The 21964-nt window shown below is 37.8% G+C and carries 23 protein-coding genes; 21 read left to right on the top strand and 2 right to left on the bottom strand.

Annotation, left to right across the window (positions count from 1 at the left end):
• Positions 1 to 77 precede the first annotated feature (77 nt).
• Positions 78 to 1421, bottom strand: coding sequence for a chromosomal replication initiator protein DnaA (gene dnaA, locus AC2YJL_RS22705; RefSeq protein WP_028409768.1), 1344 nt, complete (start codon positions 1419 to 1421; stop codon positions 78 to 80).
• Between the two features lie 754 nt (positions 1422 to 2175).
• Between dnaA and rpmH the strand changes: the two genes are divergently transcribed.
• The 10 genes from rpmH to AC2YJL_RS22655 all read left to right on the top strand — a co-directional run bounded on the left by rpmH (position 2176) and on the right by AC2YJL_RS22655 (position 11385).
• Positions 2176 to 2310 carry a 50S ribosomal protein L34 gene (rpmH, locus tag AC2YJL_RS22700; protein WP_013059930.1) on the top strand — a complete coding sequence of 45 codons (135 nt, stop codon included), beginning with the start codon at positions 2176 to 2178 and terminating at the stop codon, positions 2308 to 2310.
• Positions 2311 to 2420: 110 nt separating this feature from the next.
• Complete coding sequence (rnpA, locus tag AC2YJL_RS22695) at positions 2421 to 2774, top strand: ribonuclease P protein component (RefSeq protein ID WP_013059929.1); 354 nt, start codon at positions 2421 to 2423, stop codon at positions 2772 to 2774.
• A gap of 115 nt (positions 2775 to 2889) precedes the next feature.
• Entirely contained in the window at positions 2890 to 3654 is a 765-nt protein-coding gene (gene spoIIIJ, locus AC2YJL_RS22690) for a YidC family membrane integrase SpoIIIJ (RefSeq protein ID WP_028409767.1), read from the top strand.
• Positions 3651 to 4280, top strand: coding sequence for an RNA-binding cell elongation regulator Jag/EloR (jag, locus tag AC2YJL_RS22685; RefSeq protein ID WP_050691086.1), 630 nt, complete (start codon positions 3651 to 3653; stop codon positions 4278 to 4280). Before spoIIIJ ends, jag begins: the two co-directional genes overlap by 4 nt.
• Before the next feature lie 305 nt (positions 4281 to 4585).
• Positions 4586 to 5974, top strand: coding sequence for a tRNA uridine-5-carboxymethylaminomethyl(34) synthesis GTPase MnmE (mnmE, locus tag AC2YJL_RS22680; protein ID WP_013085566.1), 1389 nt, complete (start codon positions 4586 to 4588; stop codon positions 5972 to 5974).
• Between the two features lie 22 nt (positions 5975 to 5996).
• A complete protein-coding gene (gene mnmG / locus AC2YJL_RS22675) occupies positions 5997 to 7886 on the top strand; it encodes a tRNA uridine-5-carboxymethylaminomethyl(34) synthesis enzyme MnmG (protein ID WP_195695635.1) in 1890 nt (629 codons plus the stop codon).
• Positions 7887 to 7916: 30 nt separating this feature from the next.
• Positions 7917 to 8633 carry a 16S rRNA (guanine(527)-N(7))-methyltransferase RsmG gene (gene rsmG / locus AC2YJL_RS22670; protein WP_050691087.1) on the top strand — a complete coding sequence of 239 codons (717 nt, stop codon included), beginning with the start codon at positions 7917 to 7919 and terminating at the stop codon, positions 8631 to 8633.
• 135 nt (positions 8634 to 8768) lie between these two features.
• A complete protein-coding gene (gene noc / locus AC2YJL_RS22665; protein ID WP_013059923.1) occupies positions 8769 to 9644 on the top strand; it encodes a nucleoid occlusion protein in 876 nt (291 codons plus the stop codon).
• 117 nt (positions 9645 to 9761) lie between these two features.
• A complete protein-coding gene (locus tag AC2YJL_RS22660) occupies positions 9762 to 10544 on the top strand; it encodes a ParA family protein (RefSeq protein ID WP_028409764.1) in 783 nt (260 codons plus the stop codon).
• Entirely contained in the window at positions 10516 to 11385 is an 870-nt protein-coding gene (locus AC2YJL_RS22655; RefSeq protein ID WP_013059921.1) for a ParB/RepB/Spo0J family partition protein, read from the top strand. The genes AC2YJL_RS22660 and AC2YJL_RS22655 overlap by 29 nt, the downstream gene beginning before the upstream one ends.
• A 32-nt stretch (positions 11386 to 11417) precedes the next feature.
• Here AC2YJL_RS22655 and yyaC read toward each other — a convergent pair whose 3' ends face one another.
• Positions 11418 to 12038, bottom strand: coding sequence for a spore protease YyaC (gene yyaC, locus AC2YJL_RS22650; protein WP_050691088.1), 621 nt, complete (start codon positions 12036 to 12038; stop codon positions 11418 to 11420).
• Positions 12039 to 12124: 86 nt separating this feature from the next.
• On the opposite strand from yyaC, the gene AC2YJL_RS22645 reads away from it, so the two are divergent.
• The 11 genes from AC2YJL_RS22645 (at position 12125) to dnaB (ending at position 21934) form a co-directional block, all read left to right on the top strand.
• Complete coding sequence (locus tag AC2YJL_RS22645; RefSeq protein WP_050691089.1) at positions 12125 to 13138, top strand: YkvI family membrane protein; 1014 nt, start codon at positions 12125 to 12127, stop codon at positions 13136 to 13138.
• Positions 13139 to 13205: 67 nt separating this feature from the next.
• Complete coding sequence (locus AC2YJL_RS22640; protein ID WP_028409761.1) at positions 13206 to 14099, top strand: mechanosensitive ion channel family protein; 894 nt, start codon at positions 13206 to 13208, stop codon at positions 14097 to 14099.
• Between the two features lie 14 nt (positions 14100 to 14113).
• A complete protein-coding gene (locus tag AC2YJL_RS22635) occupies positions 14114 to 14311 on the top strand; it encodes a DUF951 domain-containing protein (protein WP_013059917.1) in 198 nt (65 codons plus the stop codon).
• A 170-nt stretch (positions 14312 to 14481) separates the two neighbouring features.
• Complete coding sequence (ychF, locus tag AC2YJL_RS22630; protein ID WP_028411917.1) at positions 14482 to 15582, top strand: redox-regulated ATPase YchF; 1101 nt, start codon at positions 14482 to 14484, stop codon at positions 15580 to 15582.
• A 189-nt stretch (positions 15583 to 15771) separates the two neighbouring features.
• Positions 15772 to 16059 (top strand): 30S ribosomal protein S6, encoded by a 288-nt coding sequence (gene rpsF / locus AC2YJL_RS22625; protein ID WP_013059915.1) that lies wholly within the window; start codon positions 15772 to 15774, stop codon positions 16057 to 16059.
• 48 nt (positions 16060 to 16107) lie between these two features.
• Complete coding sequence (ssb, locus tag AC2YJL_RS22620; RefSeq protein WP_013059914.1) at positions 16108 to 16608, top strand: single-stranded DNA-binding protein; 501 nt, start codon at positions 16108 to 16110, stop codon at positions 16606 to 16608.
• A gap of 66 nt (positions 16609 to 16674) precedes the next feature.
• A complete protein-coding gene (gene rpsR / locus AC2YJL_RS22615; protein ID WP_013059913.1) occupies positions 16675 to 16914 on the top strand; it encodes a 30S ribosomal protein S18 in 240 nt (79 codons plus the stop codon).
• A gap of 138 nt (positions 16915 to 17052) precedes the next feature.
• Positions 17053 to 17997 carry a YybS family protein gene (locus tag AC2YJL_RS22610; RefSeq protein WP_487374966.1) on the top strand — a complete coding sequence of 315 codons (945 nt, stop codon included), beginning with the start codon at positions 17053 to 17055 and terminating at the stop codon, positions 17995 to 17997.
• A gap of 36 nt (positions 17998 to 18033) precedes the next feature.
• On the top strand, positions 18034 to 20007 hold the full coding sequence (locus AC2YJL_RS22605; protein ID WP_230933841.1) for a DHH family phosphoesterase: 1974 nt from the start codon (positions 18034 to 18036) through the stop codon (positions 20005 to 20007).
• Positions 20004 to 20453 (top strand): 50S ribosomal protein L9, encoded by a 450-nt coding sequence (gene rplI, locus AC2YJL_RS22600; RefSeq protein WP_013059910.1) that lies wholly within the window; start codon positions 20004 to 20006, stop codon positions 20451 to 20453. The genes AC2YJL_RS22605 and rplI overlap by 4 nt, the downstream gene beginning before the upstream one ends.
• 116 nt (positions 20454 to 20569) lie before the next feature.
• Positions 20570 to 21934 carry a replicative DNA helicase gene (dnaB, locus tag AC2YJL_RS22595; protein WP_045293917.1) on the top strand — a complete coding sequence of 455 codons (1365 nt, stop codon included), beginning with the start codon at positions 20570 to 20572 and terminating at the stop codon, positions 21932 to 21934.
• The last annotated feature ends 30 nt before the right edge of the window (positions 21935 to 21964 follow it).

Below are 21964 nucleotides of genomic sequence, written 5' to 3'. Positions count from 1 at the left end.
GAACACAGCCTATCCACATGTGGACAGACTGTGTACAATCCTAACTCACTTATACACAAAATACAAGTAAAAAAAGCCTATATTTTTAGTGATTCACTTATTTCTTTAATTTGTTTTTGTAGGTCAGTATCTGTTTGAACAAGTTTTGAGATTTTTTCATGCGCATGGATGACAGTAGTATGGTCTCGCCCGCCAAACTCTTCTCCAATTTTAGGCAGCGAAAAATCCGTTAATTCGCGAGAAAGGTACATGGCAATTTGTCTAGGAAACGCTACTGACTTTGTACGTTTCTTCGCTTTGAAATCATCTAATTTTATATTAAATTCTTGTCCAACAATCTGTTGGATGTCTTGAATCGTAATAACCCTAGGTTTTGAACTAGGAATGATATCTTTTAATGCTTCTGCTGCTAAATCAGCGTTTATATCTTTATTAATTAGTGAAGAATAAGCTACTACACGAATAAGTGCTCCTTCTAATTCTCTAATATTTGAATCAATCTGATTGGCGATATAAAGCATAACTTCATTTGGAATAACTAAGCCGTCCGCTTTGGCTTTTTTTCGCAAAATAGCAATTCGTGTTTCTAAATCTGGTGGTGTGATGTCTGTAATAAGGCCCCATTCAAAGCGAGAGCGAAGTCGGTCTTCAAGTGTAGGAATTTCTTTCGGCGGTCGGTCACTTGAGATGACAATCTGCTTGCTTTCTTCGTGAAGCGTATTAAACGTATGGAAAAATTCTTCTTGTGTTTGCTCTTTACCTGCTAAGAATTGAATATCATCAATTAGTAAAACATCTACATTACGGTATTTGTTACGGAATTCTACTGCTTTATTATCACGAATAGAGTTAATAAACTCATTTGTGAATTTTTCAGATGATAAGTACACGACTTTAGCGGCAGGATTATGATCTAACACATAGTGGCCTATGGCGTGCATTAAGTGTGTTTTGCCTAATCCTACTCCCCCGTAAATAAAAAGCGGATTATAGGCTTTAGCCGGCGCTTCTGCTACTGCTAAAGAAGCTGCATGCGCAAATCGATTTCCAGATCCGATAACAAATGTATCAAAGGTATACTTCGAATTTAGCATGCTTTGAGGAAATTCTGATCCTTCGTCTTTATTGACTTTCTTTTTAGGAGTTTGAATATCGAATTCTTCCTCGGCCTGGTTAGGAGGAATAATAAATTTCACATCTAACTCTTCCCCCGTAAGATCGTAAAGTGTTTCAGCAATTAAATTAGAATACCTAGATTCTAACCAGTCCCGTGCAAAATCATTAGGCGCAGTAATAATGAGCGTGTCTCCCTGTAAAGCATGAGCTTTTGTCGATTTGAGCCAGGTTTCAAAACTAGGTTTGCTTAATTTTTTTTCAATTTGATCTAAAGCTCTATTCCATAAATCATGAATGTTTTCCAACGAGCAATCCCTCCTTTTTCTAGCTTTTATGCGCTTTGTACAACTCTTGTACAACCTGTACAAAACCTTATGCATAAAAAATTTATATTTATACAATTTCTATTATGTGGGTAAATATATATTATAGAAGAAAGCCGACTATTCGACAGATTCCACATGGTGTGGATAACTTTATACAGTGATAGTGGAAATGATGTCCACAAGTTTTCCACAGTCTGTGGATAAAAACCAACTGTGGAAAAGTAATTAAGAGTGAAAACAAAAATATAATATCAAAGAATTCGGCATGATGCAATGAATTTTCGAAACTTATCCACAATCACTACACCTTGTGGAGAAAAGTTTTCCACAACACAAGATAGTGTGCATGAGTTGTCGATAAGGAATGGAAAAGTAGAAAAATGTCGAAAAAACTTATCCACAAAGGTTTAAGAGCAGAATTTGAATAAAAAAGAGGCTTTTTATAACATTTGTTGTTGTAGTTTTGTTCAGTAACGATGCGATCGCATCTGCTAGAGAAAGAAAAAGTGATAAAAAGGAAAATTTTTTTCTTTAATAAATCAATGAATTTTATTGATTAGGTATAGACAATTGGGTTATAAAGATATTAGAATGAAGAAGATTGAGTAAAACAGATAATGAAACCAAGAGATTGAAAATTTTATTTTTTAAATAACATTGACATCTTCTTAGTCTTTTCATTATAATTGCAAGGACTGTCTTTTTCAGTTATTCCTCGAGGAGGTGTTTATAGATGAAAAGAACTTACCAACCAAACAAACGTAAGCACAGTAAAGTACACGGTTTCCGCGCTCGTATGAGCTCAGCGAATGGACGTAAAGTTTTAGCTCGTCGTCGTCGTAAAGGAAGAAAAGTATTATCAGCATAATAGACCACTGACGCCAGTGGTCTTTTTTCGCTTTATAAGACTAAAATCACCTCTGTTCCTGTAGGGACTACATAAGAGCATGACCTGAAAAAGGGCAGGAGTTGTTAAAAATGAAAAAAAGATATCGTATAAAAAAGAATGATGAATTTCAAACAGTTTTTAAAAAGGGCAAGTCCGTAGCAAATCGCCAATTTGTCTTGTATGTTCTAGACAAACCGGATCAAGAACATTTCCGCGTAGGATTCTCTGTGGGCAAAAAGATTGGAAATGCCGTGACTCGTAATCGAGTTAAGCGCCTTGCTAAACAAATTATGTTTGAATTCACACCGTATTTAAAGCAAGACAAAGATTATATTGTAATTGCAAGGCAGCCTGCTGCAACAATGAGCTATGAAGAAATTAAAAGCAGCTTGCAGCATGTCTTTAAGCGTGGCAAATTACTTACACATAGACAAAACGATTAATAAACAATAGAAGAAAACCCTTTAATAGCTGTTGTTTTTCTACCGCATCCTTATATAATGGATTTTGACGCACTTTCAGAATTGAAAGGTGAACATGTAGAAGGAGGAAAAACAGGTGAAGAAGAAGTTGTTTTTAGGAATAACGCTTATCTTTCTATTAACTGTTTTAGCGGGTTGTACGGAAATTAACCAACCTATTACAGATGATAGTAAAGGTTTTTGGAATGAGTATGTTGTGTATCCGCTGTCATTAGTCATTACGTATCTGGCGGAGGTATTTAAAAGCTATGGAGTTGCGATTATCGTTGTCACAATCCTGATTCGCTTACTTATTCTACCGCTTATGATTAAACAGATGAGAAACACGAAAGCAATGCAGACGCTTCAGCCGGAAATGCAGAAGTTAAAGGAGAAGTACAGTTCAAAAGATGCCCAGACGCAGCAGCAATTGCAGAAAGAAACGATGGCATTATTTCAAACTTACGGAGTAAATCCTTTAGCTGGGTGCTTTCCAATTCTAATTCAAATGCCCATTCTTATTGGGATTTTCCACGCGATTACACGAACGTCGGAAATCGCAAACAACAGCTTTTTATGGTTTGATTTAGGTGCGCGTGACCCGCTATTTATCTTACCAATTGTCGCAGGAATCACAACGTTTATTCAGCAAAAGATGATGATGGCCGGGAATGCAAGTCAAAATCCTCAAATGGCTATGATGCTTTGGGTTATGCCGATCATGATTGTAGTTTTTGCAATCAATTTTCCAGCCGCCTTATCTCTTTATTGGGTAGTGGGAAATCTATTTATGATTATTCAAACCTACTTCATTAAAGGGCCAGACTTAAAACAAGCGAATATTGAAGGGGTTAAAAAATGAACGAAATCACAATTACGGCCCAGACGATTGAAGCTGCTGTTCAAGAAGCATTAGATGCTTTAGAAGTAGAGCGAAATCAAACAAATGTAGAAATAATTGAACCAGGCAAAAAAGGATTTTTAGGAATCTTTAAGGGAAAACCTGCAGTTGTAAAAGTTACAAAAATAGTTGACCCTGTAGAGGAAGCGGTTCATTTTATTACAAATGTTAGCCGTGAAATGGGGATTTCGATTCATACGAACGTCAAAAAAACCTCGAGAAACTGCATAATTGAGATTAGTAGCGATTCTGCGGGAATGTTGATTGGAAAACATGGACAAACCCTTAATGCGCTCCAGCTTCTCACACAACTGGTAGCTAATCGATACAGTCAGCAATTTTTAAATGTTGTATTAAACCCAGAAGGCTACCGAGAAAAACGAAAAGAAATGGTCGAAAAACTGGCATTAAAAATAGCGAATCAGGCGATTAAAACGAATCGATCTGTTCAACTAGAACCAATGCCTTCGCATGAAAGAAAAATGATTCACCAAGTGTTAGCTAAAAATTCTTTAGTTGAGACACACTCTGTCGGAAAAGAACCGAAAAGAAGTATTTTGGTTCAGCCCGTCGGAAAAAAGCACTAGCAAAATGCGCTAGTGCTTTTTTATGTTTACTTTTATCAAGCTAGCGTTCAAAAAATCAAGTTACATACGTTGTTATTCACATGTGGATAAGTTAAAATAGTACATACTGCCTGTTTTCCTTACTGTGTATAACAGAAGAACGTTAGAGATGTTCCAAATCGGTGAATTGTGGTATTCTATTTATTTGGTTCATACAAATTACGGGCCTTAAAATAGATGTTTTTGTTCGTGGAAAATTGTTAACGATGATAGTATATAACATCGTTTAAAATAAAAGGTTTATAAAATGAAATGAGGTGAAGTTGGTGTTAGATTTTGATACAATTGCGGCCATTTCTACACCAATGGGAGAGGGAGCTATTGCCATCGTCCGCCTGAGTGGTGAAGAAGCCATTACGATTGCAGATCGTATCTTTAAAAGCGTTTCGAACAAACGATTAACAGACGTAGCTTCTCATACTATTCACTACGGTCATATCGTAGATCCCAAGACAGAGCAAGTCGTCGAAGAAGTGATGCTTTCCATTATGAAAGGTCCCAAGACATTTACTAGAGAAGACATTATTGAAATTAACTGTCACGGAGGAATCGTATCCGTTAATCGTGTACTGCAGTTAGTTATTGCAAATGGTGCCCGTTTAGCTGAGCCGGGTGAGTTTACAAAACGAGCATTTTTAAATGGTCGAGTAGACTTATCACAAGCAGAAGCTGTCATGGATTTAATTCGTGCCAAAACAGATAAAGCGATGAATATGGCGATTGGCCAAATGGAAGGGCGTTTGTCCAAACTAGTACGTCATTTACGACAGGAAATTCTGGAAACACTTGCCCACGTAGAAGTAAACATTGACTACCCAGAATATGACGATGTAGAGGAAATGACTCACCAAGTATTGATTGAAAAAGCTTCAAATGTACGCCAAGAAATTGATAAGCTTCTTCAAACCTCTCATCAAGGGAAAATTTTAAGAGAAGGATTGGCGACGGTTATTATTGGACGTCCTAATGTAGGGAAATCTTCTCTTCTAAATAGTTTAGTGCAAGATGCAAAGGCCATTGTCACAGACATTCCCGGAACGACGCGAGATGTAATCGAAGAGTACGTCAACGTGCGAGGAGTTCCTCTGCGATTAGTTGATACAGCTGGAATTCGTGAAACAGAAGATATTGTAGAACGAATTGGTGTGGAACGCTCTCGTCAGTATTTGAAAGAAGCAGATTTAATTTTGCTTGTGTTGAATTTTAATGAAGAACTAACGGACGAAGATAAAAAGCTATTTGAAGCTGTAAAAGGCATGGACGTTATCGTGATTGTGAATAAAACAGATCTTGAGCAAAAAATTAATCTAGAGGAAGTGCAGCAATTTGCTGGTGATCATCCAATAGTGACGACTTCGCTTCTTCAAGAACAAGGAGTAGATCAGCTTGAAGAAGCAATCGCAGCTCTTTTCTTTGGAGGGACAATTGAATCTCAAGATTTAACATATTTATCTAATACGAGACATATTGCGCTTTTAACGCAAGCAAGAGGAGCTATCGATGAGGCCATCACAGGCATTGAAAGTGGTGTTCCAATCGATATCGTCCAAATTGATTTAACAAGAACGTGGGAACTATTAGGTGAAATTATTGGTGATGCTGTTCACGAAAGCTTAATTGATCAGTTGTTCTCTCAATTCTGTTTAGGAAAATAGATTATTAAAGGAGGCTACTATTATGCAATATGAAGGTGGACAATATGATGTTATTGTCATTGGAGCAGGTCATGCAGGTTGTGAAGCGGCACTTGCTTCTGCGCGTATGGGTGCTAAAACGTTAACCTTGACCATTAACTTAGACATGGTGGCGTTTATGCCCTGCAACCCTTCTGTAGGCGGTCCTGCAAAAGGTATTGTAGTACGTGAAATTGATGCTCTTGGCGGAGAAATGGGTAGAAATATCGATAAAACTCATATTCAAATGAGAATGTTAAACACAGGAAAAGGTCCAGCCGTTCGAGCACTTAGAGCTCAAGCAGATAAATTTGCTTATCAGCATGAAATGAAAAAAACATTAGAAAATGAAGAAAATCTAACGCTTATGCAAGGCATGGTAGAAAAGTTAATCGTAGAAGACGGTGTATGTACGGGCGTTGTCACTCAAACGGGAGCTGTGTATAAAGCTAAAACAGTTGTTATTACGACAGGGACATTCTTACGCGGGGAAATTATTTTAGGTGAACTAAAATATTCAAGCGGTCCTAATAATCAACAACCAGCTATTAAGCTTTCTGAACACTTAGAGGAGTTAGGACTGGATATGGTCCGTTTTAAAACAGGAACTCCACCTCGTGTTAATAGCTCAACTATTGATTACAGCAAAACGGAGATTCAGCCTGGGGATGATGTGCCTCGTGCTTTCTCATACGAAACAACACAGTACATTACAGATCAACTGCCTTGCTGGTTAACATATACAAGTGAACAAACTCATCAAATTATTGATGACAACCTCCACTTATCTCCTATGTATTCTGGGATGATCAAAGGTACTGGACCACGCTACTGTCCATCTATTGAAGATAAGGTTGTGCGATTTAATGATAAACCGCGTCACCAAATTTTCTTAGAGCCAGAAGGACGAAATACGCAAGAAGTATATGTTCAAGGCCTATCAACGAGCCTTCCTGAGCATGTACAGCGTCAAATGCTTGCGACAATTCCTGGTCTTGAAAAAGTCCAAATGATGCGTGCGGGCTATGCTATTGAATATGATGCAATTGTTCCGACTCAGTTATGGCCAACGCTTGAAACGAAGAAAATTAAAAATCTTTATACGGCTGGACAAATTAACGGAACATCTGGTTATGAAGAAGCTGCAGGCCAAGGTCTTCTTGCTGGAATTAACGCGGGAAGAAGAGCGCTGGAACAAGAAGAAGTCATCTTAGGACGTTCTGATGCTTATATCGGTGTATTGGTGGATGATTTAGTAACAAAAGGAACAAATGAACCGTATCGTCTACTAACGTCTCGTGCAGAATATCGTTTATTGCTTCGTCACGATAACGCTGATTTACGTCTTACTGAAATTGGTCGTGAACTAGGATTAATCAGCGATGAGCGCTATGCTAAATTTGAACAAAAGAAAGCGGAAATCGAGCAAGAGAAGAAACGTCTTTTCTCCTTTATTATTAAACCGAATGAAGCTGTTCAACAACTGATTAAAGAAGCTGGCGGAAGTGAATTAAAAGATGGCATTCGTGCGACAGATTTACTTCGCCGCCCTGAAATGACATATACTCATATTCATCAATTAGCACCAGCTGACGAGACGGTAGATCCTGAAGTAGCTGAACAAGTAGAAATTCAGGTGAAATACGAAGGATATATTCAGAAATCACTTCAGCAAGTTGAACGCTTGAAGAAGTTAGAAAACAAAAAGATTCCTGATTATATCGATTATGATGCAATTAACGGTTTAGCTACAGAAGCACGTCAAAAATTAAACCAAGTGCGTCCACTAACGGTAGCGCAAGCTTCACGTATTTCTGGAGTCAACCCAGCTGATATTTCAATCTTGCTTGTTTATATTGAACAAGGGCGCATCGCTAAAGTATCAAATGATTAAAACTCTTAGGCGCGAAGAAAGGGAAACTCAATGAATATTCAACAGTTTCAACAGCTATTAGAAGAAAAGGGAATTTCTCTTTCTTCTAAACAGCTGAATCAATTTGAAAAGTATTATCAAGTTTTAGTGGAATGGAACGAAAAAATGAATTTAACTGCGATAACTGATCACGGTGAAGTGTATGAAAAGCATTTTTACGATTCTATTTCAGCTGCTTTTTTTCAAGACTTTACAGAAATTGAATCCATGTGTGATGTAGGTGCAGGAGCAGGATTTCCAAGTATTCCGATCAAAATTTGCTTCCCGCATTTGCATGTAACAATCGTTGATTCGTTACAAAAGCGTATTACGTTTTTAACGCATCTTGTAAATGAGCTTGAACTAGACAATGTCACACTATGTCATGATCGAGCTGAAACATTTGGTAAAAAAGAAAGTATTCGCGAGTCATTCGATCTTGTAACGGCAAGAGCCGTGGCACGTATTTCGGTTCTTAATGAATTTTGCTTGCCGCTTGTTAAAGAACAAGGCCGCTTTTTAGCAATGAAAGGTGCTTCTGCCCCTGAAGAATTAAAAAATGGAGAAAAATCTTTCCAAGTATTAGGTGGAAAAGTGAAGTCGATTGAACATTTCCAATTGCCTTTGGAGCAAAGTGAACGTTACATTATTTTAATAGACAAAATAAAGAAAACGCCTAAAAAATATCCTAGAAAACCTGGTACCCCAGTTAAGCTTCCACTAGAGTAGGCATTAAATAGATAGAGAAGAGAATGTTTCATATGAAACATTTTCTTCTCTATATTTTCTGTTTAGAAAGCAGGATATGATTAAAAAACATCGAATTAGTTTAAGGCGGGATTTTCCTGAAGGTGGTGTGGGACTATGAAATCTGCTTTTTCACGTTTCTTTAATTTAAAAGAAAAAGATGAGGATATTCATGTAGAGATTGAAACTGTCCAAGATGAAAATGTCGAAAAAGTTTTAAGAGATGAAGTAAAACAAATTAGGGTTTCAAGTATTATTCCGAATCGTTATCAGCCGCGTACTGTGTTTAATGAAGCAAAAATTGAAGAGCTAGCTCTTACTATTCATACACACGGTATTATTCAACCTATTGTGGTTCGACCGACTGAGGGCGAAGAATACGAATTAATTGCTGGAGAACGCCGGTGGAGAGCTGTACAAAGCTTAGGATGGGATACGGTTCCTGCAATTGTGAAACATTTTAACGATACAGAAACGGCCTCTGTGGCTTTAATAGAAAACTTACAACGTGAAGAGCTAACGGCTGTCGAAGAAGCACTAGCCTACGCAAAGTTAATTGAGTTACATAATCTTACCCAAGAGGCATTAGCTCAACGTTTAGGAAAAGGCCAATCCACAATTGCAAACAAGCTTCGTTTGTTAAAGCTTCCTGTTGAAATACAAGAAGCAATCAAACAAAAATTGATTACAGAGCGACATGCAAGAGCGCTCATTCCCCTCAAAAATCAAGAAAAACAACTTCAAGTATTAGCTGAGATTATTGAAAAACAATTAAATGTAAAACAAACGGAAGATCGAGTAGTTAAATTGTTAGAAACGCAGGTTAAAAAGCCAAAAGCAAAAAGAAAAGCGTTTAGTAAAGATACGCGTATCGCAATGAATACAATTCGTCAATCCTTGACAATGGTTAGTGACAGCGGTATTTCATTAAACACGGAAGAAGAAGAGTTTGATGAATATTTTCAGTTTACTATTAAGATTCCGAAAAAATAAAGAAATAGCCCTCATCTTTTTTTGATGAGGCTTTTTTATCAAAGTTTTTCGTCAGAAAATTCAATGAACAATTAAACTGTCTGGACAAATGGGATGGAAATGAAAGTAGGTGACAACATGGGGAAAATTGTGGCAGTTGCGAATCAAAAAGGCGGAGTTGGAAAAACAACAACCGCTGTTAATTTAGGAGCTTGTTTAGCTGAACAAGGAAAAAAGGTTCTACTTGTAGACGGAGACCCCCAGGGTAACGCTACGAGTGGAGTTGGCATAGATAAAGCAGATGTAGATGAATGTATTTATAATGTAATCGTGGAAGATATGGAAGCTAAGAACGTTGTTCGTTCAACAGCCGTCGAAAATTTATCAATCATTCCCGCGACCATTCAATTAGCTGGTGCAGAAATTGAATTAGTGTCGACTATTTCACGTGAAGTTCGACTTAAGAGAGCTTTAGAAACGGTGAAAGATCACTTTGATTATGTTATTATTGATTGTCCCCCTTCTCTTGGTTTACTGACATTAAATGCGTTAACGGCAGCTGATTCTGTTTTAATACCTGTACAGTGTGAATATTATGCGCTTGAAGGATTAAGTCAATTGCTAAATACCGTTAGATTAGTCCAAAAACATTTGAATAATCAACTGCGTATCGAAGGTGTATTGCTGACTATGCTTGACGCACGCACAAATTTAGGACTGCAGGTAACAGCAGAAGTGAAGAAGTACTTTCAGGATCGCGTTTATCAAACGATTATTCCTCGAAATGTTCGTTTGAGCGAAGCACCTAGTCATGGTGAACCAATTATCTTATATGATGCAAGATCTAGAGGGGCCGCAGTTTATACGGAACTTGCAAAGGAAGTGATTTATAATGGCGAAAGGATTAGGGAAAGGAATTAATGCCTTATTTTCAGGCTTAGATGCACAGGCTGATGATTCAATTCAGGAAGTTGCTATTCACGAACTCAGACCCAACCCCTATCAACCACGTAAAACGTTTAATAAAGAAGCAATTAATGAGTTAAAGCAATCTATTTTACATCATGGCATCTTACAGCCTATTGTAGCTCGCAAAAGCATTAAAGGCTATGAAATCTTAGCGGGTGAAAGAAGATTTAGAGCTGCTAAAGAAGCCGACCTTGCTACTGTTCCTGTCATTATAAAAGACTTTTCAGAAAAGCAAATGATGGAACTAGCTTTGTTAGAGAATTTACAGCGTGAAGATTTGACGCCAATTGAAGAAGCAACCGCTTATCAATTGCTTATGGATAAGCTCGATATGACACAGGAGCAACTTGCTACACGACTGGGAAAAAGCCGACCTCATATTGCTAACTATGTTCGCCTCTTGCAACTGCCTGAGGAAATTCAAACCCTTATTTCTACTAATGAATTGTCTATGGGCCATGGGCGTACGCTAGTCGGTTTGAAAAATAAAGCGCTTCTACCTAAAGTCGTTGAAAAAATACGCAAGGAACAATTAAATGTCAGACAGTTAGAGGCTTATATTGCCCACTTAAATAAAGCCGTTCCACGTGAAACATCAAAAACTAAAAAAGATAAAGATTTATTTATAAAACAAAGTGAAACACAGCTTCGTGAACGTTTTGGTACCTCCGTTCACATTACACAAAGTAAGAAAAAAGGAAAAATTGAAATCGAATTTTTCTCTAAAGAAGATTTAAACCGTCTTCTTGAATTATTTAACGATCTTTCTCAGACTAACAAATCTTCTGTATAAAAAAGGTTGTCCTAGTTTTAGGACAACCTTTTTTATTGTTTATATTGTCTTACCGTTTGGTAAATTGAAGAATTATTAAATTCTTTCTCTCGTTCGTTGTGCGCAGTCTCAATACTTTTCGCAATTAAATCGGCAATGCACATAACGAGGTGAAGCCTCGTATTTTGCAAGACGAAAAACTCCATAAATCCGCTCACGTTGACAACCCCTGTTATATGAATATCTCCGACTGGTGGCAATTCTTTATTAACACCTGCTCCAGGCTTGACGGGCCCAACGCCAAGTGATGCAGAGCCTACACTTTTCATACGGCCTAAGCAAGCATCAATTCCAATAATAAAAGGATTTGGAAAAAGCTTTTGAATATGTTTTAACGTTTCTTTCAAATTAACCGCATGAACAGGCTCTTCTAACGTTCCAAAAATATGAAAAGATGAAACTTTTTTTTCATTCAGTTTTGTTCCGACTAATGGACCCAATGAGTCCCCAGTTGAACGGTCCGTTCCAATACATACAAAAACAATTGGTCTGTCTTTCTGTGCTGGAAGTAAAGATAGTAACTGTGTACTCAGCTTCTTTGTAGCAGATTCCTCATCATGAAATACGCGGGTTGAATGTTGTGTCTTCTCAAAGAAGGGAGATTTTAAATTCATAGGGTCCACTCCTTATACATAATAGTAACAGTATACGAAGATTTTGAAGATTCTATACATATATTTCGTTGATTGGGGGAAAATCGATGTGGAGAGCCGGGTGTAAATGGATATTCTTAATTATGGGAACGATGATAGGTGCTGGATATGCTTCTGGAAGAGAACTATGGCAGTTTTTTGGTGAAGAAAGCGGACTTGCTATTTTTCTATTTTCTATTATTTTTGCGATTTCTTGCAATGTGATTATGCAAATCAGCTATCGCTATCGAACCAATCAATTTTACCCAGTACTAATTGAATTAATAGGAAAGAGATGGGCTGCAGCCTACGACGTTTTAATCGTTTTTTATTTGTTTACGACGACGGTGATTATGATTGCGGGCGGCGGGGCGACATTGGAAATGTGGCATGTTCCTTACTGGTGGGGAATTGGTGCTCTTAGTGTGTTTATCGTCTTTGTTTTTTCAAGAGGATTAAGTGGACTGCTTTCTATCAATTCTTTCGTTATGCCAATCTTAATGATTGGACTAGCTGGCGTACTTCTTACATTTGTTTTACGTCATCCTGGAGTAACTAATTGGCATCTTCAGCATAATTGGCCTGCTGCTTTTACCTTTACGGCTTTGAATATTCTTCCTCTTGTCGCGGTATTATCTACAATTGGAAAAGAAATTAAAAGCAAAAAAGAGATTTATATTGCAAGTGTTGGCAGTGGTTTTTTATTAGGAGGCCTCTCTTTTATTTATAATGAATCACTTATTCAAGTTTCAGGGCTTCTTTCCTCTTATGAAATTCCATTATTCGCTATTCTTAAAGATTTTCCTTATATGATGACGTTTTTAATGAGCATTGTTTTGCTTATCGCAATTTATACGACAGCCGTTTCGGGAATTTTAGGATTGACCGCTCGTTTTCATACTGAAAAGGTGCAATCTCTTTGGAAACTGGCAGCCTGCTGGCTGCTTTTAATGATTCCCTTTACAAAGGTAGGGTTTTCTACTTTGATTGCCGTTTTGTATCCAATGTATGGAATCGTCAATTTATTTCTAGTAACAGCCGTTCTGTTGTATCCATTTCGAAATCGCTACAAAAGTTCGTAGAAACTTGCTACAATAGGTTAAAACTTTCTCGTATGCAGATTATGTTACGTTAGGAGCTAAATGTAGTATGAATTCGTTGAAGTCGGTTTTTAAGAACGTGTTTGAGCCATTTTTTCAAGAAGAAACGTGGGCACATATTGGAGAGGGATTTATAAAAATTCTGTTGATTCTACTTATTTCTATGTTTTTAATTCGAATTGGAAAGAAAGCGTTAAATAAATTCGTAGAGGTTCGCACAAATAGCCCTCTGCGTATTTCTGAGCGACGAGAAGCTACGATGGTCCGTTTGCTTCAAAATATTTTTTCTTATGCCATTTATTTCGTTGCGGGAGTTATGATTTTAGAAACGTTATCGGTAGATGTCCGTGGATTGCTAGCGGGGGCTGGAATCGTAGGGCTCGCAGTAGGGTTTGGTGCTCAAAACTTAGTGAAAGATATCATCACGGGATTTTTTATTATCTTTGAAGATCAGTTCTCCGTTGGGGATTATGTTCGAGTAGGAACATTTGAGGGGACTGTAGAAGAAATCGGTTTGAGAACTACAAAGATTAAGAGTTGGACAGGCGAAATTAATATTTTGCCCAATGGCAGTATTGTGGAGGTCACTAATTTTTCGTTACATAACAGCGTAGCTTTCGTTGATGTAAGCATTTCTTATGAAGAAAACATACAAAAAGCAGAACAAGTGATTTTAGACCTGTTAGAAGAATTGCCAAGTCGCTATGAAGATATGGTTAAAACGCCTGAATTGCTGGGGGTTCAAAATATCCATGCAACTGAAGTCACAATGAGGATTACAAGTGAAGTAAAACCAATGAGACATTTCCATATTTCTCGTATGATTCGTAAAGAAGTGCGTACAAGGCTAAATGAACATGGTATTGAAGTTCCATTTCCTCGTATGGTTATGTATAATCGTACAGAAGAAGCACAGCATTCGTCGACGTTGAAAGGGACATAAGGAGGAGAGAGCTGATGACGGAAAAAGAATTTGGTTTAAATGACGTTGTGGAAATGAAAAAACCTCATCCTTGCGGTACAAATGAATGGAAAATCATTCGAATGGGAATGGATATCCGGATCAAATGTGAAGGCTGCGGCCATAGCGTAATGATTCCAAGACGTGATTTTGCACGTAAAATGAAAAAAATTCTTGTAAAGCATGAGGAATAACCTCATGCATTTTCTATGTTTATGCCTTATACTGTAAGGTGGGACAAAATGAGGCACCTTAACCCCATGCGGTTAAAGGTTCTTTATCAAACTTGTATTTCAAAAGTTGACTCACTATAATTGTGACAGGTTAACTTGTTTCGGATATATAAAGAGGAGTGAATAAATATATGGCTTTAACAGCTGGAATTGTTGGTCTTCCTAACGTTGGAAAATCAACATTATTTAATGCAATTACACAAGCGGGCGCAGAATCTGCGAACTACCCTTTCTGTACGATTGATCCTAACGTAGGTATTGTAGAAGTACCTGATCACCGTCTTCAAAAACTTACAGAGCTTGTAAAACCTAAAAAAACAATTCCAACAGCATTTGAATTCACAGATATCGCTGGAATCGTAAAAGGTGCTAGTAAAGGTGAAGGATTGGGAAATAAATTCTTATCTCATATTCGAGAAGTAGATGCGATTTGTCACGTCGTGCGTTGTTTTGAAGATGAAAACATCACGCACGTTTCAGGAAAAGTAGATCCTATCTCAGATATTGAAACAATTAATTTAGAGTTAATTTTAGCAGATTTAGAAACGGTAGAGAAACGTATTGGCCGTGTTCAAAAAATGGCTAAACAAAAAGACAAAGAAGCAATGTATGAATACGAAATCCTAGAGAAACTAAAGAACGCATTTGAAAGTGATCAGCCAGCTCGTGCTGTATCGTTTACAGAAGAACAAATGAAATTAGTAAAACAATTTCATTTGCTAACGATTAAACCTATTCTTTATGTAGCAAACGTTGCTGAAGATGAAGTAGCCGATGCATCTGCTAACGAATATGTAGCAAAAGTGCGCGAATATGCGGCAAGTGAAGGTGCAGAAGTAATTGTTGTTTGCGCACGCATTGAATCTGAAATTGCTGAACTTGAAGGAGAAGAAAAAGCAATGTTCCTTGAAGAACTAGGCATTGAACAGTCAGGTCTAGATCAGCTTGTACGTGCAGCGTACGATTTACTTGGATTAGCTACGTACTTTACAGCTGGTGAGCAAGAAGTACGCGCATGGACGTTTACACAAGGTATGAAAGCTCCTGAGTGTGCAGGTATTATTCATACAGACTTTGAACGTGGATTTATTCGTGCAGAAACGGTGTCATACGAGGATTTATTAGCTGCCAAAACAATGGGAGCAGCTCGTGAAGCTGGAAAAGTACGTTTAGAAGGAAAAGAATACATCGTAAAAGACGGAGACGTTATGCATTTCCGCTTTAACGTATAAGATTAAAAGCCGAAAGAAGATATCTTCTTTCGGCTTTTGTCGTTGGCGAAAATATTAGCATATATTTACGAAACAGCCCGCAATGCGTATTGCTTTGCCTATGGTAGTGTGCTATAATTTTAATTCGTGAGTAATATTTTATTGCTCCTTGCCCGTTTCGGGCCGTTAGACCAAAAGGAGGTGACAGTGATGAGAAAGTATGAAGTAATGTACATCATCCGTCCAAGCATTGATGACGAAGCAAAGAAAGCATTAGTTGAGCGCTTTAACGGCGTATTAACTGATAATGGTGCTGAAATCGCAAATGTTAAAGAATGGGGTAAACGTCGTTTAGCATACGAAATCAATGATTTCCGTGACGGTTACTACATGATTCTTGACGTGGCGGCTACTTCAGAAGCAGTTTCTGAATTTGATCGTCTTGCGAAAATCAACGAAGACATTATCCGTCATATCGTTGTTAAACAAGAAGCATAATTAAACGTTTAAATAAATTGGGTTTTATTTCCTTAAGGAGTGGTTCTGATGATGAATCGCGTAATTCTCGTAGGACGCTTAACCAAAGATCCTGAATTACGTTATACCCCGAGTGGAGCAGCGGTTGCAACATTCACTTTAGCGGTAAACCGCACATTTACAAATCAGCAAGGTGAACGTGAAGCTGACTTCATCAACTGTGTTGTATGGCGTCGTCAGGCTGAAAATGCAGCCAATTTCCTTAAAAAAGGAAGTTTAGCTGGTGTTGATGGTCGACTACAATCTCGCAGTTACGAAGGACAAGACGGTCGTCGCGTATACGTAACGGAAGTTGTAGCGGAAAGTGTGCAATTTTTAGAGCCGAAAAGTGGCGGTGGGGATACGCAACGCAGTAACTTTGCTAACACTGGAGGATCTGGACAAGGCTCTCCATTTGGAGATAATCAGAACCGTAACTCAGGTAATCAAGGTTATACTCGCGTTGATGATGATCCATTTGCAAATAATGGCGAGACAATTGACATTTCAGATGACGATTTACCGTTTTAATTCGCAGTAGATTATCCGGAGTATAAAATTTTATAGAAACTTTTAAGCGGAAGGAGGCGTATCAAAATGGCAGGTGGACGTAAAGGTGGACGCAACAGACGTCGTAAAGTTTGTTTCTTCACAGCAAACGGCATCACTCACATCGATTACAAAGATGTAGATATGCTTAAAAAATTCGTTTCAGAGCGTGGTAAAATTTTACCTCGTCGTGTAACTGGAACAAGCGCTAAATACCAACGTAAATTAACGATCGCTATCAAACGCGCTCGTCAAATGGCATTATTACCATATGTTTCTGGTGAATAATGAACGGTATAAAAAGAGGCAGTAAGGGAATCCTTACTGCCTCTTTTTACATTACATAGGTGCTCTTTTGTCAAATAGTTGCTTCTTATGAATTGAATCGATAAAATAAATAATAGTCTATATCAACGAGGTGAAGTTGTGAAAGGAATTCGATATATTACAGAAGGAGCAGGTCTTTTAGCGCTGTTTGTGGCGCTGTTGCTTTTTTCACTATACATACCTGTTGTGGGAACCATTTTTCAACTAGCGCTGGCTGTTCCATTTATTGTGTATACCGTTCGTCATGGGTGGAAAAAGGCAATATTATTTTTAGTAGTAGGGTTGTTATTGACTTTGTTATTTGGAAATGTGTTGACTCTTCCTTTTACATTTGTATTTGGTATTGGTGGATTAGCAATAGGAATGCTTTACCGACAAAAACAAAAAAGGTATACCATTTTACTAGGCGGAACGGTTGCATTTAGTTTAGGTTTACTTTTATTGTTTGTAGGAGCAAATGTCATTTTTAATGTTAATTTAATGGAGCAAATAAATAATGCTTTAGATCAATCAATTAATCAAAGTATTGAAATGATGAAAAGTTTAGGGCAAGACGTTAAGGAATCTCAAATTGACCAAATGAGAGATGCATTTGATATGTTTAAAAATCTATTGCCTCTATTAATTGTTATAGGTGGAGTTATTCTGGCCTTTTTCTCTCAGCTTATTGCTACGCCTATTCTTAAAAGAACAGGTTATGAGGTGCAAGCATTCCCGCCTTTTCGTGAATTCAAACTTCCTAAAAGTATTCTATGGTATTATTTGATTGCATTAATCTTATCCTTCCCATCTTTTAATATTGAACAAGGTACATTTATGTACGTAGCCATTATCAACATCGTGATGGGACTGCAAATGCTAGTCGTGTTACAAGGGATCTCTTTTATTTTCTATTTCTCACATCAAAAAGGGTATGCCAAAGCAATTCCAATTGTTGTAACAATTTTAGCATTAATTATTCCAATTATCCTTCAAATTGTGCGCATCTTAGGTATAATTGATTTAGGATTTAATTTAAGAAAACAATTAGACACAAAAAAGTAGATATTGTGGAACTTAAAAAAGTAGGAGCTGAAATGGATGCCTGTCTTTACAAAAAAGAACGTTATTCGCTATCCATTTTACTCATTGTATAGTATAGCTCTGATTTTAGTAGGTATCGTGACCTATCATAATTGGATCATAGGAATGATAGGCTTTATATTACTATTAGCCTGTCTTTTTCTATACATGAGAATGGAGCGAATGCTGTCCGATGAGTTTGAAACCTATATTTCAATGCTGTCTCATCGGCTGAAAAAAGTAGGCGAAGAGGCATTAATGGAAATGCCGATTGGGATTATGCTGTTTAATGATGAATATCAAATTGAATGGACCAATCCTTTTCTAGCATCTTGTCTCGGTGAAGACACACTAGTGGGAAGATCATTATACGATGTAGCCGAAAGTATTATTCCACTCATCAAACAAGAAGTGGAAACAGAAGTTGTCACGTTGCATGATCGGAAATTTAAAGTGGTGATTAAACGAGACGAGCGCTTACTGTACTTCTTTGATATTACAGAGCAAATAGAAATCGAAAAATTGTATGAAGAAGAACGAACAAGTTTAGGTATTATCTTTTTAGATAATTATGATGAACTAACGCAAGGAATGGATGATCAAGTTAAAAGTAACTTGAATAGCCAAGTAACCTCTATGTTAAATAGTTGGGCTCAAGAATATGGTATTTTTATTAAACGTACGTCTTCCGAGAAATTTATTGCGATTATGAATGAACAAATCTTAATTCATTTAGAGAGAAGCAAATTTTCTATCTTAGACCAAGTTCGAGAAGAGACGTCTAAACAAAATATACCGCTTACATTGAGCATTGGTATCGGAGCTGGTGCTGCTGATTTACCTGAGCTGGGTGCTTTAGCTCAATCTAGCTTGGATTTGGCCTTAGGTCGAGGCGGAGATCAAGTAGCGATTAAACAGCCGAATGGAAAAGTGAAATTCTTTGGGGGCAAGACAAACCCAATGGAAAAACGGACGCGCGTGCGTGCAAGAGTTATTTCTCACGCGTTAAAAGAGCTCATTACAGAGAGTGGAAAAGTGATTATCATGGGTCATAAGTATCCAGATATGGATGCTGTAGGAGCTGCTATTGGGATATTAAAAGTAGCCCAAGTAAATCAGAAAGACGGTTTTATCGTATTAGATCCTGATCATATCGATACAGGTGTTCAGCGAATGCTAGAAGAGATTAAAAAGAAAGAAGGCCTGTGGGAGCGATTTATTACGCCTGAAGAAGCCTTAAATCTTGTAAGTGATGATACTCTTTTAGTAGTAGTGGATACGCACAAGCCGTCCATGGTTATTGAAGAAAGATTATTACATCGTATTGAAAATGTCGTGGTCATTGATCACCATAGACGTGGAGAAGACTTTATTGAAGATCCTCTTCTTGTCTATATGGAGCCATATGCTTCCTCGACAGCAGAGCTCGTTACTGAGCTTCTTGAATACCAGCCAAAACGATTTAAAATTGATATGCTAGAAGCAACGGCACTTTTAGCCGGTATTATTGTCGATACAAAAAGCTTTACATTACGCACGGGATCTCGTACGTTTGATGCAGCGTCCTTTTTACGTTCTCAAGGCGCAGATACGGTTCTTGTTCAAAAGTTTTTAAAAGAAGATATCACGCAATATGTACAGCGAGCACGCTTTATTGAACATGCAGAGATTTATACAGCAGGTATTGCCATTTCACGAGCTGAACCAAACAAAATGTATGATCAAGTGTTAATTGCGCAGGCTGCAGATACGCTGCTTTCAATCAACGGAGTAGTTGCTTCGTTTGTTATTTCTAAGCGACGGGATAATCTAATTGGTATTAGTGCTAGATCGCTTGGAGATATCAATGTACAAGTTATTATGGAAAGTCTCCAAGGCGGAGGCCATTTAACGAATGCTGCTACTCAGCTTCAAGACATTAGTTTGGATGAAGCTGAAGAACGGCTTAAACAAGCAATTGATGAGTACTTAGATGGAGGTAAAAAATCATGAAAGTAATTTTCTTAAAAGATGTAAAAGGAAAAGGCAAAAAAGGTGAAGTGAAAAATGTTTCAGACGGTTATGCACATAACTTCTTATTAAAAAATGGTTATGCTGTTGAAGCTACAGGCGGTAATGTGAAAGTATTAGAAGCACAAAAAAATAGAGAGCAAAAAGATGCAGCTGCAGAACTTCAAGCAAACAAAGAGTTAAAAGCAACTCTTGAAGAACTAACAGTGGAATTAACAGCAAAATCTGGTGAAGGCGGCCGTTTATTCGGTTCTATCACAAGCAAACAAATTGCTGAAGAATTAAAGAAAAAGCACAAAATTAAAGTAGATAAGCGTAAAATTGAATTAAATGATGCAATTCGCGCATTAGGCTACACAAATGTACCGGTTAAATTACATCCGGAAGTAACGGCTACGGTAAAGGTACACGTGACTGAACAAAAATAAACGTACGATTGAAAAATAGGTAAATAATATAAAGGGTTGGCGCGGACTTGTATTTGTTCGCGCCAACATTTATGATGAAAGAAAATACTGAAAGAATATAAGAGGGGCATAGAAATATGAGTGATCTTTTTGCTGATCGTCTTCCGCCTCAGAATATTGAAGCAGAGCAAGCGCTATTAGGGGCCATTTTCTTAGAGCCTTCTTCTTTAACCTTAGCATCTGAACTGCTAATACCTGAAGATTTTTACCGGGCATCGCACCAGAAAATCTTTACATGTATGCTGAAACTTTCTGACCAAGGTGAACCGGTTGATTTGGTAACGGTAACGTCTGAATTAGCCGACCAAAAAATCCTAGAAGAAGTTGGCGGCGTATCGTATTTAAGTGATTTAGCTAACTCTGTTCCAACGGCTGCAAACGTAGAGTATTACGGTAAAATCGTAGAAGAAAAGTCGATTTTACGCCGTTTAATTCGTACTGCAACGCATATTGCTTCAGAAGGATATGCAAGGGAAGACGAAGTGGAAGTTTTATTAAATGAAGCGGAAAAAAACATTTTAGAAGTAGCACAGCGTAAAAACAGCGGTGTGTTTCAAAATATTAAAGATGTACTTGTACAAACGTACGATGATATCGAAGTTCTTCACAATCGAAAAGGTGACATTACAGGTATTCCAACCGGGTTTAGTGATTTAGATAGAATGACAGCAGGGTTCCAGCGAAATGATTTAATTATTGTAGCGGCCCGACCATCGGTAGGTAAAACGGCTTTTGCCTTAAATATTGCGCAAAACGTTGCAACGAAAACGGATGAGAACGTAGCCATCTTCAGTTTAGAGATGGGTGCTCAGCAGCTTGTTATGAGGATGCTTTGTGCGGAAGGAAATATTGATGCACAAAGGCTGCGTACAGGTTCGCTTACAGCGGATGACTGGGGAAAGCTCACTATGGCAATGGGATCTTTGTCCAATGCAGGGATTTATATCGATGATACACCGGGTATTCGTGTAGGTGAAATTCGTTCTAAGTGCCGTCGCTTGAAACAAGAAGGCGGGCTTGGGATGATTTTAATTGACTACTTACAGCTCATTCAAGGAAATGGACGAAGCGGAGAAAACCGACAGCAGGAAGTATCTGAAATTTCTCGTGCGTTAAAAGGTTTAGCTCGTGAATTAGAAGTTCCTGTTATCGCCTTATCACAGCTTTCCCGTGGAGTAGAGCAAAGACAAGATAAGCGGCCAATGATGTCTGATATCCGTGAATCCGGAAGTATTGAGCAGGATGCCGATATCGTAGCTTTCTTATATCGTGAAGACTATTATGAAAAAGATACAGAAAATCAAAATATTATCGAGATTATTATAGCCAAGCAGCGTAACGGTCCAGTTGGAACCGTACAGCTTGCCTTCGTAAAAGAGTACAATAAATTCGTTAATCTCGAGCGGCGCTTCGACGACGCAGGAGTGCCGCCTGGTGCATAAAACCTCTCATATTGAGAGGTTTTATTTTAT

Source organism: Priestia sp. SRI_019 (assembly GCF_057586255.1).
The sequence above is the reverse complement of the archived record's forward strand: the minus strand, read 5'-3'. Positions and strand labels throughout refer to the sequence as shown.

Excerpts from the sequence above, each read along its gene's own strand:
- yyaC (WP_050691088.1), bottom strand. The coding sequence starts at position 12,038 with ATGAATTTAAAATCTCCCTTCTTTGAGAAGACACAACATTCAACCCGC.
- rnpA (WP_013059929.1), top strand. The coding sequence starts at position 2,421 with ATGAAAAAAAGATATCGTATAAAAAAGAATGATGAATTTCAAACAGTT.
- ssb (WP_013059914.1), top strand. The coding sequence starts at position 16,108 with ATGATGAATCGCGTAATTCTCGTAGGACGCTTAACCAAAGATCCTGAA.
- rpsF (WP_013059915.1), top strand. The coding sequence starts at position 15,772 with ATGAGAAAGTATGAAGTAATGTACATCATCCGTCCAAGCATTGATGAC.
- jag (WP_050691086.1), top strand. The coding sequence starts at position 3,651 with ATGAACGAAATCACAATTACGGCCCAGACGATTGAAGCTGCTGTTCAA.
- AC2YJL_RS22605 (WP_230933841.1), top strand. The coding sequence starts at position 18,034 with ATGCCTGTCTTTACAAAAAAGAACGTTATTCGCTATCCATTTTACTCA.
- rplI (WP_013059910.1), top strand. The coding sequence starts at position 20,004 with ATGAAAGTAATTTTCTTAAAAGATGTAAAAGGAAAAGGCAAAAAAGGT.
- AC2YJL_RS22640 (WP_028409761.1), top strand. The coding sequence starts at position 13,206 with ATGAATTCGTTGAAGTCGGTTTTTAAGAACGTGTTTGAGCCATTTTTT.
- rsmG (WP_050691087.1), top strand. The coding sequence starts at position 7,917 with ATGAATATTCAACAGTTTCAACAGCTATTAGAAGAAAAGGGAATTTCT.
- AC2YJL_RS22645 (WP_050691089.1), top strand. The coding sequence starts at position 12,125 with ATGTGGAGAGCCGGGTGTAAATGGATATTCTTAATTATGGGAACGATG.
- AC2YJL_RS22660 (WP_028409764.1), top strand. The coding sequence starts at position 9,762 with ATGGGGAAAATTGTGGCAGTTGCGAATCAAAAAGGCGGAGTTGGAAAA.
- rpsR (WP_013059913.1), top strand. The coding sequence starts at position 16,675 with ATGGCAGGTGGACGTAAAGGTGGACGCAACAGACGTCGTAAAGTTTGT.
- AC2YJL_RS22635 (WP_013059917.1), top strand. The coding sequence starts at position 14,114 with ATGACGGAAAAAGAATTTGGTTTAAATGACGTTGTGGAAATGAAAAAA.
- dnaB (WP_045293917.1), top strand. The coding sequence starts at position 20,570 with ATGAGTGATCTTTTTGCTGATCGTCTTCCGCCTCAGAATATTGAAGCA.
- noc (WP_013059923.1), top strand. The coding sequence starts at position 8,769 with ATGAAATCTGCTTTTTCACGTTTCTTTAATTTAAAAGAAAAAGATGAG.
- AC2YJL_RS22655 (WP_013059921.1), top strand. The coding sequence starts at position 10,516 with ATGGCGAAAGGATTAGGGAAAGGAATTAATGCCTTATTTTCAGGCTTA.
- ychF (WP_028411917.1), top strand. The coding sequence starts at position 14,482 with ATGGCTTTAACAGCTGGAATTGTTGGTCTTCCTAACGTTGGAAAATCA.
- mnmG (WP_195695635.1), top strand. The coding sequence starts at position 5,997 with ATGCAATATGAAGGTGGACAATATGATGTTATTGTCATTGGAGCAGGT.
- rpmH (WP_013059930.1), top strand. The coding sequence starts at position 2,176 with ATGAAAAGAACTTACCAACCAAACAAACGTAAGCACAGTAAAGTACAC.